The following is a 16,948-nucleotide window of genomic DNA, read 5'->3' as shown; positions in this document are numbered from 1 at the left end:
TTTGTACTAATATTAGACATAGAGAATTGGACATCCTTGTTAATTATGTTTAACAAGTGGGGTATAGTTCAACGGTCGTTTAGCAACTTATTTTGTTTACAATATTAAATCTGTATAAATATGGGAAGTGCTTTTATTTTAGAACTATTGCAGAAGCTTTAGCAAAATTGTACATCATGATACGGATATTTATAAAGCAAATCAATGAAGTAATTTTATAATTATTCATTGATTTGCTTTATTAATTATATCAATGGAGATTAATAAAACGGTTAGCGAGAAGAGGATTTAAAACTACATACCACTTTTTGTTTCCCTTTGGTCTATAGTTAAAATAAATATAGCCATTATTATGGAGTAAAATTAAATATTTATCTAAATTATTCGCACCTTTTAATTTTAAATAAGAACGCTTATATATTTCTGAACGTGGTATCTTCACATAACCATCTTCTTCAACTATATCTTTAATTATATTTTGTAAATATTATGCAGTACTAACTAATTTTATATCCCCTCTAATTGGCATTATAGTTGGCCAATTATAGTCACTAAAGTGACCTCGATTACAGGAAGACAAAAGAAAACCCGCCTGTTATATTCCTTGATGTGGAAGAAGAGAAGATCATTGAATTAGCTCCCGACTTTGAAACATTCTTAAGCGGATTAACCGTGTGGGAAGATGATGAAGAAGACGAAGATGAAGATGAGTGACAGCCACACCAGTTGAAACGGAAAAACAAAGCCTTACTACCAGTCACATGTAGTAAGGCTTTTAGGGTAGATTAACGTCATACGCATACCTATTAAACTTTGATAGCCACCCTTTTGGTAAACAGGCGGATGAGCCATAGGAGAATGCCTACTATTACCAGCACTACGAAGACCGATACATACAAAGGCATCGTGAAGGTGTAGTTATACATCCCAATTGCGAGTCCGGCATGCATGAGAACGTCTTCTATATAAAGAACTAAGCCCCCCAATGCAATACTGCCAAGGCCGGCAATGGTTCCAAACCGGTAGAAGGCCGCCCCGATGAGCCATCCTACTATATAATAGGTGAGGACATTTAATGAGAAGATCAATAGGGCTAATAGCGGGTCACTGTGAAGTTCTACAATCGGTGTTAAAATAACGGATTGGATCATATCACTAATGAGGTTACCGCCATCATCTATATGCTCCGACTTATACCCTTGAAAAACGATCGGTAAATCAGCAAGCTTGATGATAAACGAAATCACTTGAGTAACGAGTGCGGATAACAAGGGAATGATGATGGATAAGCTAATGGAAGTAAGAGAGGCACCATAAAAGAAATCTTTCCTTGTGATTCCATGGCCTACATAGTGTTTGATGAAACTAGATGAGGAGATAATCCCGATGACAAGCATAAATATATTGGAAGTAATGGAAGACGAGGCGAAAAATGTACTTACTTCATCCTCGCTAAACTGAGAAGTGGTTATTTTAATTACATGGATAAGCAACATGACGCCAAAGAAGCTGAGTGTCCAAACAAACTGCATCCAAAACATATCCCTCGTTACTTGTAAGTATGGCTTTTGATTCATTTCAGACATCCTCTCCAGTCAAGTGAATGAATAAATCTTGAAGCGAAACGGGTCCCATTTCGAGTCCACGTTGCTGCGCCTCTTTTTGTTTGGCTTCACTAAGTTCCCCGAAAACCATTACAGACTTGGTGCCGCCCAATTGCTGTACACTTAACTGCTTCAATTCAAGGCCACGCACAAAATCATCTACCTCATCAGTTTCTCCGGTGATCGAAGCGCCCTTCGTGATGAACGATTCATACTCTTCTTGAAGTAACAGCTTTCCTTCATGCAGAATCAATACTTCATCAAACAAATAGTCCATTTCCGAAACTAAATGAGTGGAAAGGATGATAATCCTCGGATGGTGAGCTTGATCCTCTAACACTTCCCGGTAAAATATTTCACGTGTCGGCGCATCCATCCCTTGATAGGCTTCATCGAATATGGTAATCGGTGCCCTACTAGCCAAGCCGGCAACCACATCAAAGGCAGATTGCATCCCTTTTGAGAATTTCTTCAAAGGTTTATTGACCGGTAAATTGAACTTCTTGAGGAGGGTGTCTGCATAGTCACGATCAAAATTCGCTCGATACCTTTCGACGTCCTTGAGAAGGTTTTTAGCGTTTTCGGATTCTTCCTTATAATCCTTACTGTAAATGAAATTAACCAATGACATGACCTTTGCATTCTCAAAAGGTTCTTCACCATTGATTGTAAGCATACCCTCCGTTTGAGAGCGGAATGAGGAGAGAATGGACAATAAGGAGGTTTTTCCTGCCCCATTTCTGCCGAGAAGACCGTAAATTTTCGGTCCAGACAGCTTGAAATCAATATGCTGCAGGGCATGGTGCTCCCCGTAGCGTACACCAAGATTATTCACAATAACCTCTACTGTCAATTCAATCCACGTCCTTTCACCATTTTAATGAACTCCATTATTTCAAGTTCACTGATGCCTAGATTATCTGCTTCCTGAACCAATCCGATGACATACTGATCGACGAACGCCTCTTTCCGTTTTTGAACAAGCTTGCTTTTAGCACCTTCCGCTACAAACATGCCAATCCCCCTTTTTTTAAAAAGAATCCCTTCTTCCACCAACTGATTAACCCCTTTAGACACCGTAGCATGGTTGATCTTATAAAAGCTGACGAGTTGGTTCGTGGAAGGAGCCTGGTCGCCTTCCTTTAACTGATCATTCACAATCTGATCCTCGATTTTCTCGCGTATCTGTAAATAAATCGGTTTTTCCTGATGGAACGGTTTCATTTCCCTCACCACTTTTCAGAATCACCATAATAAAACTTATATGGTTATATACTTATGTGTATAACCATAAAGGGTTAACCAATATTTGTCAATAACTAAGTGGTGGGATCTCCTGTCTGCAAATTTCATGAAATTGTCATTTTCAAAGAAGCCGGACCTAAAAGTTCTATTAAACTTCACAAAATGACAAGAAAATCAGTAAAAATGAATGAATCTTCATTAAGAAAATGAAAAATTAGGCCTTTTTGGGTCTGTTTTGTAAAGAGTAAGTTCATTTAACTGGAATATGAATCAAAAAGAACAAGTTTTTTATAGGTATAAAGAATTAGGTTTATTTTACAAAAAATACAAAAAATAGGATAATGGTCGCAGGGGTGATTAATATGAAAAGAGAATACATAATTAATAAAGAAACAATTAGTTTAATATCGGAGTTTGATAATTTCGGTAAGGAGAATACTAGAGCAATAGAAGGAAAGAATATGTTTTTAGTAAATAAATCTCCAGAGAAAATAATCAATGATACTCTTAACTACCTAGGATCAAGTTTAGAAGGGGCAATTATAGGTTCGAAGTCCATACTGGGAAATATATATAGAGTGCCTATTTCCATTTCTGCAAAACAAGGAATTACTTGGTTTCCATGTAACTCCTGTAAACCAAAGGAAAGCATTTGGTTAGCGCATTCTCACATTGAAAATTTAGAAAAACTAAATTCTATTGAAACCATAGTACATATGAGTCATGGGCATAGTTTAAAGATATCTATGAGAAAAAAACAAATTGAAGATAGGATGGGAAGGGCAGCACTTCTTCAAACTAAGCTAGTTGAACGTTCCACAAAGAAAATGCTTTTTCTATATGAAAAAGGAAGTGGTATCAAGCTTTACAAAAGGAAAGGAGAGATTAATTTCTCTGTAAATGATAAAGAAAAAGTAGATTAATATTTATTCAATGCTTCCTATCCTGATTTCTGTAAAAAAGAGATAGGACTAATAATATATATTGTAAATCTCGCTATAGTGAATTATTATTAATTATGTAAAAAATAGTAAATAAAAGGAGGTTATTTCATGAGAAAAATACTGGTTCCTTTTCTCTCTTTAACCATAGTATTGGGATTTTCAATAAGTTCTAATGAGATTGTTGAAGCAAAAGCTAAAGTCAAAACATATAAAAATTGTACTGAGCTGAACAAGAAATATAAAGGAGGCGTAGCCCGTTCTTCTTCAGTTAAAAACAAGGGCGGTAAAACAAAATACAATCCTTATGTTTCAAAGGCACTCTATGATGCTAACAAAAGTAAGGATCGTGATAAAGACCTAATCGCTTGTGAAAAGTAAAGTTCCATATAAATAAGTACAAAATCATTACTTTGAGAAGGCCTTTCTTAAGAGAGGCCTTTTTAAGTAATGCTTAAAAAGAAAAAAAAGCCCTTGCTCAAGCGAGAGGGCTGTACACTATTCTATCAATCCTCGAAAAGTTCATCCATTAAATCATCAATTTCTTTTCTTAACCTTTTAGTATTTTCATTAGAAATTGTTATTTCGTCTCCATTAATGATTAGAACATCCCCAATTTTAGCATCTCTTGGGAGTGCGCTTTTCGGAAAATCCTTCATTTCTGTGCCTTCCATTTCTACAACTGCAATTTCCCCTTCAAATCGATCAATAATTCCCTGTAACATTTACTTCACCGTCTTCACAGTAATTTTCGTACCCGTAGAAGTAAAAATAATGTTTCCTGATTTGTCTGTACGATATGTTTTAGCTTTAACAGAATTTAATCGTTTTACAACGGTAGATGTGGGGTGACCATAGCCATTTTTTCCAACACTAATTACAGCATACTTTGGTTTAGTTTTATTAATGAAAGCTGAACTTGATGATGTTTTTGCTCCATGATGGCCAACTTTTAGTACATCTATACTTGGTACTAGATTTTTAGCCAACATATCTTTTTCTGATTTTTCTTCGGCGTCTCCAGTAAACAAAAATGTTTTTTTATTGTGCTTAAGCAACAGTACAGCACTCCAGTTATTTAAGTCAGAATTGGAATAGGTTTTAACAGGAGCAATGAATTTTAATGAAGTGTTCTTTACCTTGGTTGATATTTCCACTCCTGTTTTAGCTGACTTAATTGTAAGCCTTTTCTTTTTTACTGCCTTTAAAAATTCTTTGTATGCTTGCGTGGTATGGGACACTTTCGGTGCATATACAGACTTTACATTAAGTGATTGTATAACATAAGCTAATCCACCGACATGATCCGCATCTGGATGAGTGGATACTACAGCATTAAGAGTTTTTACCTTCTGATTTTTGAGGTAGGCAACAACCTCATCACCTTTACCTTTTCCGCCACCATCAATTAGGATATTTTCATTTGGTGTCTGAATTAATATAGCATCCCCTTGACCAATGTTAATGTAGTGCACTTTGACGTTTGAAGCAGCTTCAGTGGTCTTAATTCCAGTTATTAATGATAATAGTATAGCGATAATTAAGAGTATGTTTAGTTTTTTCATATTTTTCCTCCCAGAATATTTTATAGCTTAATTTAATCTTATAGTAAATAGTATTACAAGATTATAATATATTTGTAATTTACTATTCTTCACTTACAAACTGAGCTGAAGCTAGGTTATACGCGTATAATATAAGTGTCTAATAAAATTTTGTCTTTAGTTGAATAACTTCTTATTTTAAAAGTTAGTTTAGATATTAAAAAGGACTATTGTTCTATCTTTTATTAAATATGATATCATCGCAAGAAGAATATGTATATATGTCCCAAATTATAAAACGAATAGGAGCCTCAATTTATGACCACCGAGAAAAAGTTAATTGTTAACTCGGCAAAAACCAATCTATTAAATGAACTCATTTCTTCTATAAACGAATGTGAACGATTTTATTTTAGCGTGGCCTTTATTAATTATAGCGGGCTGCAACTTTTATTGGATACTTTTAAGGAAGCAGGGAAAAGAGGCGTAGAGGGGAAGATTATTACTTCTACTTATCTGAACTTCACCGAAGCTAAGGCACTTAAGAAAATAAATGAGTTTAATAATATCGATTTAAAAGTCTTTGAATCAGAAAAATCGGTTGGTTTCCATACGAAGGCTTATATTTTTGAGTTTAAGGACTCGTATAAAGTGATTATTGGTTCTTCGAATATTACACAGAGTGCTCTCAAGAGTAACATTGAATGGAATGTTGAGATCATTACGAAAGAGGATGCACAGTTCCTTAAAGATGTATTAAAAGAATATGATAGTTTATGGAATAGTAGTGTGATTGCGGATGACGTGTTTATTAGTAAATATGAAGAGTTCTTGAGTAAATTAAGTGGGTTTACCAATACACAGCCATTTATTTATGAAAGCTCCGAATATATTGTTCCGAATAAGATGCAAAGGCAAGCGGTAGAAAATCTCGAACGAATTAGATCTATTGGTGAAAATAAAGCGCTGGTCATAGCGGCAACAGGTACAGGTAAAACATATATGTCGGCTTTTGATGTGAAATCCGTTAAGCCCAAAAGATTGCTATTCATTGTACATCGAGAAGAAATATTAAAAAAAGCTAAAGAGACATTTGAAAAACTTCTTCCTAATGAAAAACGAACATTTGGATTACTAACAGGGAATCATAAGCAAAAGGATAAGGATTATATTTTTTCAACGATACAAACCATGTCTAAGTACTTTCAGGAATTCAAACAAGATGCATTTGATTATATTATTTTCGATGAAGCTCACCATGCTACAAGCCCAAGTTATCAAACCGTGTTGGAGCATTTTAAACCGCAATTCACTTTAGGAATGACAGCCACACCTGAGCGAAGTGATCAGCAAAATGTCTTTGATTTGTTTGATAATAACGTGGCGTTAGAGGTTCGATTACATGAGGCTTTAGAAGATGAGCTTGTTATTCCTTTTCATTACTTTGGTATTACCGACATTGAGGGTATTGATTTAAGTGATGTTGATATAGACGATGTAGCGGAGATCACAAAAAGATTAAAGGTTAACGAGCGAGTAGACTTTATTATTAAGAATATGAACTTCTATGGCCATGATGGGGAAAAAAGAAAAGGTCTAGGCTTTTGTGTAACAATTGAACACGCTCAATATATGGCCCAAGAGTTTAATAATAGCGGCTATCATAGTATCTGTTTAACTGGAGAGGATTCAGTCGAGCGGAGAGCCTATTATATGAATAAGCTAGAAGATGATGCGGATGAGTTAGAGTTTATCTTTACGGTCGATATTTTTAATGAAGGTGTAGATATTCCCTCTGTTAACACGGTTTTGATGCTAAGGCCTACTAATTCACCAATTGTATTCATCCAGCAGTTGGGACGTGGACTTCGTAAACATAAAGATAAAAGTTTCCTAACCGTTCTTGATTTTATCGGAAATCATAGTAAAACGTTCTTGATTGCAATCGCCTTAAATGGGACTCGTTATTATGATAAAGAAAGTTTGAAGGTGGCCATCGCGACTGGTTTTGCCAATATACCAGGTTGTACGCATATTCAAATGGATAAAATCTCTGAAGAACGAATTCTAGCTCAAATTGATAAAGAGAACTTTAACTCTTTGAAATATTTGAAGGAAGAGTATTTTGAATTTAAAAAGATGAATCAAGGGAAAATCCCATTGTTATTAATGGACTATATGAAATTCGACGGTGCTCCTGATCCTATTAAATTTATTAATCGTGATAAAACGTATTTGCAGTTCGTAGCAAAAGTAGAGAAAAATGATCACTTAAAAAGTTTATTAGTAAATGAAGCTTTTGAAGGAGTATTAAAAGAATTATCAAGTAAGCTGCCACTTAAAAGGGTATACGAATTTGTAATTTCTAAATACTTATTAGATCATGATGTGATCTCTTTAGAAACCGCAAAACATGAGATATTGAAGTGGGTTAAAGAAGTTGATGAAGATAGTGTATTGCACGCCTTAGAATGTCTAAATCAGAATTTCTATGACCCTGGTCAGAAGAAAAGAAATCTTAAACTGTTTACACTTCAGGATGGTTTATTATCGAAGACACCTGTATATGAAACAGTTCTTCAGAATGAAGAGTATAGAAAATATATCGAAGATCTCATTATATACGGGATTTTTAGATACGAGAAAGAGTTCAAGGAAGAGTACTATGGTGTGCCACATCTGAAATTATATGAGCAATACCAAATGGGTGACGTGGCACTTCTTTCAAATTATCGTAAAAGTCATAGTGCCTTTAGAGGATCAGGGTTGCTTGCGAATGGGAATGAGTATTTCTTATTTATTGACTTGCATAAGGAAGAGGACATTAAAGAAAGTATTAACTATCATGATGAATTTATAAATGAGCGATATTTCCAATGGCAGACACCAAATAGTACAGCTCCAAGCTCTGATAGAGGAAAAAATATCATATTTAACCAGGAAAGAGGAGTTCATCTACACCTATTTGTGAGAAAGTATAAAGAAATAGATGGCAAGATAGAACCTTATATTTATATAGGCAAGGGTAATACCGTGGAATATGAAGGAGAAAAGCCAATAACCGTTAAAATGGAATTGGAGAATGAAATTCCTGCAAGCTTATATACAGAATTCACGAAAAGAGTATAGTCTTCTCATTTGAGAAGACTTTTTTTCGTTCATCAATTGCTCAACTGCTGGGATGTCAGCAGGTGCCAGTTTTAGAGAGCTTAAATTTTCTCGTTTTAACCAAATAAACTTGAAATGCTCACTTGCCGTTGGTTACCTTCAATGATCATACATTTTATTGATATTAAGTTAATGATGAATGTTTTGTATTCATGCGTATAAGTAAATCTGTTCTATGATATAAAAATGCAGTAAAATCAATACTAGTAGAAATGATAGAAGCAGTACTAATGAAAATATAAATATCATTAAAGGTATATGGTTTTAATAATCATGTTGAATAGGGGGTATGTTAATGGAAACTGAACTACTGTCACAAGTCAAAAAAGTTCTTCAGACGTTCTCAGAGTATTGGGATAATGAAAATTTGCTTAAACATAAAGTAATCGAAGACTTAAGGAATTATAGGGAAGATTTGCTTAAAAGTTTAATTTCAAACGATAGAATTAAAGAAGCTTATTCCTTAGATGTTAATAACGGGTCTGTTTTTAAAATAAATGAGTTTATTGGTATGCTGCGGTTCAAAAATTATTGGGAGGACAGCTATACAAAATATTCGAATGAAATTGGGTTATCTAGTGACGGAAAGTATCTAAAGTATAATAGCGATGTTGTTTTAGACTTTCCGCATAAGGATTGTGTGCTTGAAGGCGGAATGATGAAGGAAGATTCTAAAAGAAAAGAAATGTTTTATCATAAGGTATTGGCAAAGGATGAGTTAGACGTCATGTTCTCTCCTAAAATACTCACTAATATTAAGAAATATAATGAAAAAGGCGAAACTATTCCTCAAGAATTTTTAGATACAGACAACTTAATCTTAAAGGGCAACAATTTAATTGCACTTCATACATTAAGAGTAAAATATGCAGGTAAGATTAAATTAATATATATCGATCCTCCTTATAATACAGGTAAAGATTCGTTTGGATATAACGATCGCTTTAATCACTCAACATGGCTTACTTTTATGAAAAATAGATTAGAGGCAGCCAAAGAATTATTAAGTGAAGATGGTTCTATCTGGATTAATATTGATGATGATGAATCACATTATTTAAAAGTGATTGCAGATGAAATTTTCGGCAGAAATAATTTTATAGCAAATATTATTTGGCAAAAAAAGTACTCACCACAGAATGATGCTAAATACTTTTCTGATATGCATGATCACATACTAGTTTTTGCAAAAAACAAAGAGAGTTTTAAGTTGAATTTGCTTCCGCGTACAGAGGAAATGAATAAAAGATATAAAAATCCTGACAACGATTCTAGAGGACCTTGGAAAGCTGGTGACTTTTTAGTAAAGACATATTCAGCGGATTATGATTACCCTATCACTACTCCTAGCGGTAGAATAGTAAATCCACCGAGGGGGAGATGTTGGAGGACTTCAAAGCAAAAATTTGAAGAACTAGTAAAAGACAATCGTTTTTGGTTTGGTGAAGACGGGAATAATATTCCATCTATAAAAAGATTCTTATCAGAAGTTAAACAGGGAGTCACACCATTAACAATTTGGAGTTATTCAGAGGTATCTCATAATCAAGATGCTCGCAATGAAATCTTGGGATTGGATATTGACGACTTCGCTACACCCAAACCGGAAAAATTATTGCAACGTATTATCCATTTAGGTTCAAATGAGAACGATATTGTCTTAGATTTTTTTATGGGATCATCAACTACACAAGCAGTTGCGATGAAAATGAATCGTAGGTTCATTGGTATTGAACAAATGGATTACATTGAAAGGGTTTCTATTGCTCGATTAAAGAAAGTCATACAAGGTGAGCAGGGTGGGATATCAAAAGAAGTCGGTTGGTCTGGAGGTGGTAGTTTTGTTTATGCAGAGCTATATGAGTTAAACCATAAATATATAACTCGTATTCAAAACGCACCCTCAAATCAAGAAATCGAACAACTTATTACCGAAATTAAAAGTAATGCTTTCTTGGACTATAAAGTAAATATAGAACGTTTGACTGAAGATAGTGGTTTTGCTTCATTACCATTACAAGATAAGCAGAAGTTACTGATAGAAAGTCTGGATTCTAACCAAATATATTTAAGCTATACAGAGGTTGATGATGCTAACTACTCTATTCCAGTGCCTGTAAAAAACTTTAACAATTCTTTTTATCAAGGAAAAAAAGCAGCGGTGAAGAATAATGAATAAAGAAATCTTACATGCCAGAATCGAAAAGCGATTTAATGACATATTTGAAACACCACCAGAAATACCAAAATATATCTATGATAATTTGAGACACAACTTGAGGCCTTATCAAGAACAAGCATTGAAACAATTTATTTACACGCAGCGTGCTAGCACAGCAGATATTTCATTCAATCATTTACTTTTTCACATGGCTACTGGATCTGGAAAAACTTTAGTATTGGCTGCGACTATGCTTTATCAATTTAAAGAAAATGGGCATCAGAATTTTATTTTCTTTGTTAATAGCGATGCAATTATAAAAAAAACCTATGATAATTTAACAAATATAACTTCACCTAAGTATCTATTCAATTCCGGTGGGATTATCATAGATGGTAATTCAGTTAATATTCAAGTTGTAGATGTTTTTCCAGCATTGCCTGCAGAAAATACGATTTATCTAAAACTAACAACTATTCAAAAACTCCATATGGACTTAAGTAATCCAAAGGAGAACGGACTTACTTATGAATCTTTAACGGAGACTAACCTTGTTTTACTTGCTGATGAGGCACATCATATTAATGTTCTAACAAGAAGTGATAAAAGAAAACTAAACACAAAAGAAGCAGAAGAGAAAACATGGGAAAAAACTGTTAGCACCCTGTTGGATCTCGATCCATCCAACAGATTAATTGAATATACAGCAACTATTGATTTAACGAATGACGCGCTCTTTGGAAAGTATCAAGATAAAATTATTTATCAATATGATTTAAAGCGATTTATGGAAGACGGGTATTCAAAAAATGTTGTGTTATTAAGGGCTAATGAAGATGATGAGCAAAAGATGTTACATGGTATGTTACTTAGCCAGTATAGAAAATACATTGCAAAAGATCATGGGATTGATTTAAAACCGATTATTCTCTTTAAGTCCAACAAAATTGCTATTTCTTTAGAGGCAAATAACACCTTTTTAAATCTCACAGAGAATCTTACAGTTGAAAAAATGCAAAAAATTATTCAGAAGGGTCTTACGGTATATCAAAATGAACAGAGTATTTGGCGTAAGATGTTTTCTTACTATAATGGAAAAGATTTAGACCAAATAGTTAGAGATTTAAAATGGGACTTTACAAGTGAGACTGTTTTAAACGCTAATGAGTCTACCTTTATGTCTGAGAGTAACGCACTATTGTTAAATACTTTGGAAGATTCAAGTAACCCAATTCGTGCAATATTTGCGGTGGCAAAATTAAATGAGGGATGGGATGTTTTAAACTTATTTGATATTGTACGGATAAGTGAAGGTGCATCAAATACGAAAAATACGACTGATAGCGAGGCACAACTTATTGGTAGAGGAGCCCGTAATTATCCATTTATTCATAATGGAGAAAAGTCATATATCCGAAGACTTGATTATACCAGCACTGATTTAAAAGTAATTGAAACGTTGTACTACCATACGATCAATGATAATTCATACATCAAAAATCTTGAGAAATCACTTAAAGCTGCAAATATTCAAGTGAAAGAAGACCAGATTAGCCGACTAGAAGCAAAAGTTAAAACAAAATTTCGTAAGAACGAGCTATTCAATAAAGGGAAAATCTACATTAACAAGCTAGTTCCCACTTCTGTTGAAGACTATCAGTCGTTAAGCGACTACAATATTTCCCGAGACTATGAGTTGCAATATGAAACTTCAGTCGAACAGCAATATGGTTCTCAGCGTACTACATCGGCAGGTACAAAAAAGCATGAGGAAGAGCTATTAATAGATAAGAGCTTATTACAAAAAGGAATACAACGGAATCCATTTTATCGATTCAACAATCTAAAACAATATATCCCAAGTATCTCAAGTATGAAAGATTTTATTGAGGGTAAAAAGTTCTTAGGCAATATTAGATTTAACATTACTTTACCAGATGGTATTTCTGTAAAAGACCTTTCAGCAAAAGAGAAGTTAGACATAGTAGAGAAATTCTTAGTGTATGCTGAAGGGAATATACGTTCAAATTATATGAAAGAAAGAGGAACGCCTGTATTCGAAGGTTTTGCAATCTCAAAATTAATCGATGACTATGTAATTGAAATGAATACAGTGAACCAGCGAGTAAAAAATGTTAATCAAGTAATTAGAACCAAAAATATGAAAGACCAGGATTGGTATATCTATGACCAAGCGATTGTTAACGGTCTGGAAAGTGATATGATTGATTTCATTAATAATTATATGGAAGAGTTACAATCTAAATATGATGAAGTCTATCTCATACGAAATGAACGAAAAATTAAATTTGTAGAGATTGATGGAATTCGTGGTTTTATGCCAGATTTCTTGTTATATATGAAAGACGCTGATTTTACATATCAGGTTTTTTTAGAACCTAAAGGGGATTATTTACGAGAGAAAGATAAATGGAAAGAGGACTTTCTGTTATCGTTGGCTAAACGTTCAGATATCAAAGTGTTAAATGAGAATGAAAAAGTTCGTTTGATTGGAATTAAATTTTTCTCAGAGAATAAGGAATCGAAACAAGCGTTTAGAGAGGATTTTAAAGAAAAAGTTTTTGGTCAGAGCAAATCGACATTATAAATCAACGTTACTTTATTGAAACTGAGTTCAAGGATAAATTCTTTGCCTCAGTTATTTTGTTGTTTTAAGTATCAGATATATCTTGGTAATATCATTTATTATATAATTCTAAAAAAATATTACATTATTAGTTAAAGGTGGTTATAATTATTTGTTGGTATAACAAATAGTTATGGGGGATTAATTAATGAATCAAACAGAAAAAAATGATTGGTTAAATGATTTTTTAGCACCGAAGAATTTTGTGTCGAGTCACGAAAGTTTTCGGGTTGCTCTAGGTTTACCTGAGGAATCTTTTCCTTCTATCAGATATATAAATTTAAGTGGTAAATATTTATGGCTTTTAACAATTGAGGCTTCGGAAGAAAATTGGGAAACAATAAAAAATAATCTTGATAAAAATCAAGCATATAACTTAATTAATTCAAGATTCGAAGAATATTTAAATGTTCTATTATATTCTCCAGAAAAAATGAGCTGTTTTTCTTATAAAAGCTATAACAGTAATTATGAAGATACTGATGGTAATGGTTTGAGAGAGAAACTCAAGGAAGAACTTAAGAGTATTGACGTAAATATAGGAACATCGAAGGAAGAGAACAAGAGTCTCAATGACAATTTCCAGAAATGGACAAGAGAAAATTTAAGTATGTATTGCGTAATAAATGACTTTGATGCTGTATTTTTGACGAATAAGGAAGGTGAAAAGTGCATTATATATGAGTTAAAAAGGGTCGGAGAAGATATAGTTACTTGGGAACCTTATACAGATGAAACACGTAATTACCAAAGGGTGAATGACATTTCATCAAAGCTAGGATTTAATAACTTCACAATAGCTTATAACGTTAAAAGCACTGAAACATTTGCAGTTCACTATAATATAAAACCTCAAGTTAACCAAATAACAGGTACAAGAATAATATATGATGTTAAAAATAATCAATACATTAAAACCTCTAAAAAAAGCTACGTAAGTAAAAGGAAAAGACAAAAGAGAATATAAACTTTAGACAAGCTGTTTAAATTTTATATATTTGTAAGATAAGCACTGACGAATGGCTGTGCTTATCTTTTTATGATACTGCATTCTTAATTCCTATTTCTTAGGTCCAGTAGAAAAGAATTATTTCCTTCAAAATTTATGCTGCCATCCTCGTGGACCCATCCCTTAATGATTCCTAATCTGTCAGAGATCTGTAAATTTTATATACACGTGATCTAAACCTTTTGTTATCCGGATTACCTATGATAAAAAAGAACCTATTAGAGTGGTCATAGTACTTTTGAAACTCATAATCCGTTCAATTAGATATTATCAAAAAGGAGAAATTAATGAATATTAGTATTATGTTAAAAAATAAGGAAATTTGTTTGGAGGTATTTGTATGTTAGATTTCACTGAATTGTCAATTGATGGAACCGATTTAGAGCGTTTAGTTCGAGAGATTTTTGTTCGTGAGGGATTTGAGACTCATTGGACTGGCAAAGGTCCTGATGGTGGTCGTGATTTATTGATAGTTGAAAAAGTACAAGGACCTTTGAGTAATTTTGAAAGGACATGGTTAGTTCAATGTAAACATAAGGCCCATTCAGGTAGAAGTGTTGGAAGAGAGGAATCGTATTCTCTAGTAACTGATTGTAAAAGTGCTAATGCTGATGGGTATTTATTAGTTTGTACTACCGCTTTAACAACTGGTTTAATAAACACTTATAGAGAACTACAATCTAACGGAGAGATAGTTATTGATTATTGGGATGAAGTTAAAATCGAGGATAGATTATTAAAGCCATGTAATTTTTCTTTAATTAATCAATTTTTCCCTCGAAGTTCCAGTAAGGTAGGTTGGAAAATATATAATACTCATTTAACATCTTTTTGGACCGCCCATTATAAAAGGGCTTTCCTTTATTTATCTTCGAGACTAAGTGTGCATTTTAAAACAGTATCATATATAAGTAGTATTTATAATTGTGTTCAAGCTGTATATAAAGAATTGGAGCTAAATGTTAAGGGGATAGATATGCAGTTAAGAGCTGTTTATTATGATGATAAGTATACAAACTATATAGCATTTGTTGATTTTTTTGCAGATAAAAAGGATGTACGTGAAAATCCCTTTGAATTATCAGATTTAAAGAGAGATATTGAGGAAGCTTTAAGAAATGAATTAGTGCATTATATGGTTACACTAGATGAGGGAGAGGGACTGTCATTAACTTGGGATGTTAAAGTATATTTTGTTCGTGGCTATAGCGATGATGGATTCGATTCTCACGGGAAAGAATATTATACCCCTTATATAGATAATTTTAGATATGGATATTCTAGAGAATAAAACAAATGGTTATCTACAACAAGGGCTTATTGATAAAACGCTCGGTTCATAAACCAAGCGTCTTTATTTTATGGTTATCTTTTAATGTTTACACGTATATTAGGGAAAACAAAAACAGGTGAGCATGTGGCTCAATATTGACTATATATCCCTAGCTTAATGAACCTTTGGAACTTTTCTGCTGTCTGCTCTTTAAGTCTGTTATGTGTGGCTAATACTTATAAAGGAAGTCCGCTACTGTTCTCAGTCTTGTAGGACTTCCTTGAGTTCTGTTAAAGATAGTGTTGATATTCTTCTTTAACTAGCCTCTGTAATTGAAAAAACTAGGGTCCTAAAAACATTATATGAAAGAAAATAAAAACTAACATATAAAAAGATGCCATTAAATATTTTGACCACTTTTTGGCCACGAAATATATAGAACAATATATTCTTTCATTTATCCTTTTAGGTTGTAAAAAAGGATAAATCTTATATTACAATGATCGTTTTATTTCATTTTTCTTTATATAATAAGGACATATTAAAGAACGTAAAAATACGGTCTTAATGGTGCTCACAGGTCTCTAATTATTAATGCTTCAAAGGCTCTCACCCATATTGGTTGGGGGCTTTTTTATTATTAAAAAACCTCTTTTTACTCATAAAACGTTAAGTACCCAGTATTTTTTTCGGTCAATATTGTGGCCTGCCATTTTTGCCTCAGGCCACGGATATGGTCGAACAATTCATCGAGCACCTCATTGAAAAAGGTCCTGAGGAAATCCAAGCGGAACGGATCTTACCTAGGGGAACGAAAGAAGAATGGACATCCACGTTAGAGGAAAAAGTACTTGTCGGAACGGTTTCGTCTGAAGGGGATTATCGAGATTTTATCCAACAAGGATCCTATCAAATCCCGGTTACTAGTTTGAGAAAAGGGTGGCAGGAAGCGAAATATATAGCCCTTTATAAGACCTCTGGCATCGAAGAGAACGCCATTAAGGAGTATGGTGAAATCAAGAGGTTATCAACGGATGAGTATTTCGTGACGTTCTTTGTGCATGTCTGGAAGAATACGAAGCAGGCGATCCGTCCGGTTAAATACGGAATCGCAACCTATATGATGACCACATTAACCCAACTAAATGACGCGAAAGAGCTGCCAGAGCTTTATATGAAAATTAAACAGGAAACGACTCTTTTGAGGATGCTTAGAAGGATATCAGATTCAAATCAGCCTGGATAGTCAGGTCGTCGATCAAGCCTCCAAGTTTGAAACGTTTTCATTTAAAGATATCGAAATTCGATTGAACCAAGAAGAACAAACCTTATCGATAAGTAAGAATAGCGAGACAC

General features: G+C 33.6%; 13 protein-coding genes and 1 pseudogene. 9 read left to right on the top strand and 5 right to left on the bottom strand.

The genetic code is table 11. The features are described from left to right. Positions 1–561 precede the first annotated feature (561 nt). Positions 562–714: pseudogene (locus ACQKL6_RS06360) on the top strand (SMI1/KNR4 family protein); the annotation flags it as partial. Between the two features lie 92 nt (positions 715–806). On the opposite strand, the gene ACQKL6_RS06355 reads toward ACQKL6_RS06360, so the two are convergent. The 3 genes from ACQKL6_RS06355 to ACQKL6_RS06345 are packed head-to-tail and all read right to left on the bottom strand — an operon-like array spanning position 807 to position 2,828. Beyond that, positions 807–1,577 carry a hypothetical protein gene (locus ACQKL6_RS06355; protein ID WP_427650835.1) on the bottom strand — a complete coding sequence of 257 codons (771 nt, stop codon included), beginning with the start codon at positions 1,575–1,577 and terminating at the stop codon, positions 807–809. 1 nt (position 1,578) lies between these two features. Then, the gene (locus ACQKL6_RS06350) at positions 1,579–2,457 is read right to left on the bottom strand and encodes an ATP-binding cassette domain-containing protein (RefSeq protein ID WP_427650834.1); all 879 of its coding nucleotides are present in this window, start codon (positions 2,455–2,457) and stop codon (positions 1,579–1,581) included. Next, positions 2,454–2,828 (bottom strand): GntR family transcriptional regulator, encoded by a 375-nt coding sequence (locus ACQKL6_RS06345; protein WP_427650833.1) that lies wholly within the window; start codon positions 2,826–2,828, stop codon positions 2,454–2,456. Before ACQKL6_RS06345 ends, ACQKL6_RS06350 begins: the two co-directional genes overlap by 4 nt. 383 nt (positions 2,829–3,211) lie before the next feature. On the opposite strand from ACQKL6_RS06345, the gene ACQKL6_RS06340 reads away from it, so the two are divergent. Together ACQKL6_RS06340 and ACQKL6_RS06335 are read left to right on the top strand one after the other, a co-directional pair. Beyond that, positions 3,212–3,772, top strand: a complete 561-nt coding sequence (locus tag ACQKL6_RS06340) for a competence protein ComK (RefSeq protein WP_427650832.1) — start codon at positions 3,212–3,214, stop codon at positions 3,770–3,772. Between the two features lie 129 nt (positions 3,773–3,901). Then, entirely contained in the window at positions 3,902–4,171 is a 270-nt protein-coding gene (locus ACQKL6_RS06335) for an excalibur calcium-binding domain-containing protein (RefSeq protein WP_427650831.1), read from the top strand. Between the two features lie 125 nt (positions 4,172–4,296). On the opposite strand, the gene ACQKL6_RS06330 is transcribed toward ACQKL6_RS06335, so the two are convergent. Together ACQKL6_RS06330 and ACQKL6_RS06325 are read right to left on the bottom strand one after the other, a co-directional pair. Continuing rightward, on the bottom strand, positions 4,297–4,515 hold the full coding sequence (locus ACQKL6_RS06330) for a DUF3006 domain-containing protein (protein WP_427650830.1): 219 nt from the start codon (positions 4,513–4,515) through the stop codon (positions 4,297–4,299). After that, positions 4,516–5,355, bottom strand: coding sequence for a ComEC/Rec2 family competence protein (locus ACQKL6_RS06325; RefSeq protein ID WP_427650829.1), 840 nt, complete (start codon positions 5,353–5,355; stop codon positions 4,516–4,518). A 297-nt stretch (positions 5,356–5,652) separates the two neighbouring features. On the opposite strand from ACQKL6_RS06325, the gene ACQKL6_RS06320 reads away from it, so the two are divergent. From ACQKL6_RS06320 to ACQKL6_RS06295, 6 genes are all read left to right on the top strand, one after another. Beyond that, the gene (locus tag ACQKL6_RS06320) at positions 5,653–8,463 is read left to right on the top strand and encodes a DEAD/DEAH box helicase (protein WP_427650828.1); all 2,811 of its coding nucleotides are present in this window, start codon (positions 5,653–5,655) and stop codon (positions 8,461–8,463) included. A 334-nt stretch (positions 8,464–8,797) separates the two neighbouring features. Then, a complete protein-coding gene (locus tag ACQKL6_RS06315) occupies positions 8,798–10,681 on the top strand; it encodes a DNA methyltransferase (protein WP_427650827.1) in 1,884 nt (627 codons plus the stop codon). Beyond that, positions 10,674–13,271 (top strand): DEAD/DEAH box helicase family protein, encoded by a 2,598-nt coding sequence (locus ACQKL6_RS06310; protein ID WP_427650826.1) that lies wholly within the window; start codon positions 10,674–10,676, stop codon positions 13,269–13,271. The genes ACQKL6_RS06315 and ACQKL6_RS06310 overlap by 8 nt, the downstream gene beginning before the upstream one ends. A 187-nt stretch (positions 13,272–13,458) precedes the next feature. Continuing rightward, positions 13,459–14,277 carry a hypothetical protein gene (locus ACQKL6_RS06305; RefSeq protein WP_427650825.1) on the top strand — a complete coding sequence of 273 codons (819 nt, stop codon included), beginning with the start codon at positions 13,459–13,461 and terminating at the stop codon, positions 14,275–14,277. Between the two features lie 382 nt (positions 14,278–14,659). Then, positions 14,660–15,610: a restriction endonuclease gene (locus tag ACQKL6_RS06300; RefSeq protein ID WP_427650824.1), complete on the top strand. Its 951-nt coding sequence runs from the start codon at positions 14,660–14,662 to the stop codon at positions 15,608–15,610. Between the two features lie 697 nt (positions 15,611–16,307). Continuing rightward, positions 16,308–16,838 carry a hypothetical protein gene (locus ACQKL6_RS06295; RefSeq protein ID WP_427650823.1) on the top strand — a complete coding sequence of 177 codons (531 nt, stop codon included), beginning with the start codon at positions 16,308–16,310 and terminating at the stop codon, positions 16,836–16,838. The last annotated feature ends 110 nt before the right edge of the window (positions 16,839–16,948 follow it).

The organism is Peribacillus sp. NPDC097197 (genome assembly GCF_050278025.1).
Taxonomy (GTDB): domain Bacteria; phylum Bacillota; class Bacilli; order Bacillales; family DSM-1321; genus Peribacillus.
This window is presented reverse-complemented; position numbering and strand designations above follow the sequence as displayed.

What these genes read in the sequence shown, in the direction of transcription:
- ACQKL6_RS06355 (WP_427650835.1), bottom strand. Translation starts at nt 1,577, where the DNA reads ATGAATCAAAAGCCATACTTACAAGTAACGAGGGATATGTTTTGGATG.
- ACQKL6_RS06345 (WP_427650833.1), bottom strand. Translation starts at nt 2,828, where the DNA reads ATGAAACCGTTCCATCAGGAAAAACCGATTTATTTACAGATACGCGAG.
- ACQKL6_RS06340 (WP_427650832.1), top strand. Translation starts at nt 3,212, where the DNA reads ATGAAAAGAGAATACATAATTAATAAAGAAACAATTAGTTTAATATCG.
- ACQKL6_RS06335 (WP_427650831.1), top strand. Translation starts at nt 3,902, where the DNA reads ATGAGAAAAATACTGGTTCCTTTTCTCTCTTTAACCATAGTATTGGGA.
- ACQKL6_RS06330 (WP_427650830.1), bottom strand. Translation starts at nt 4,515, where the DNA reads ATGTTACAGGGAATTATTGATCGATTTGAAGGGGAAATTGCAGTTGTA.
- ACQKL6_RS06325 (WP_427650829.1), bottom strand. Translation starts at nt 5,355, where the DNA reads ATGAAAAAACTAAACATACTCTTAATTATCGCTATACTATTATCATTA.
- ACQKL6_RS06320 (WP_427650828.1), top strand. Translation starts at nt 5,653, where the DNA reads ATGACCACCGAGAAAAAGTTAATTGTTAACTCGGCAAAAACCAATCTA.
- ACQKL6_RS06315 (WP_427650827.1), top strand. Translation starts at nt 8,798, where the DNA reads ATGGAAACTGAACTACTGTCACAAGTCAAAAAAGTTCTTCAGACGTTC.
- ACQKL6_RS06310 (WP_427650826.1), top strand. Translation starts at nt 10,674, where the DNA reads ATGAATAAAGAAATCTTACATGCCAGAATCGAAAAGCGATTTAATGAC.
- ACQKL6_RS06305 (WP_427650825.1), top strand. Translation starts at nt 13,459, where the DNA reads ATGAATCAAACAGAAAAAAATGATTGGTTAAATGATTTTTTAGCACCG.
- ACQKL6_RS06300 (WP_427650824.1), top strand. Translation starts at nt 14,660, where the DNA reads ATGTTAGATTTCACTGAATTGTCAATTGATGGAACCGATTTAGAGCGT.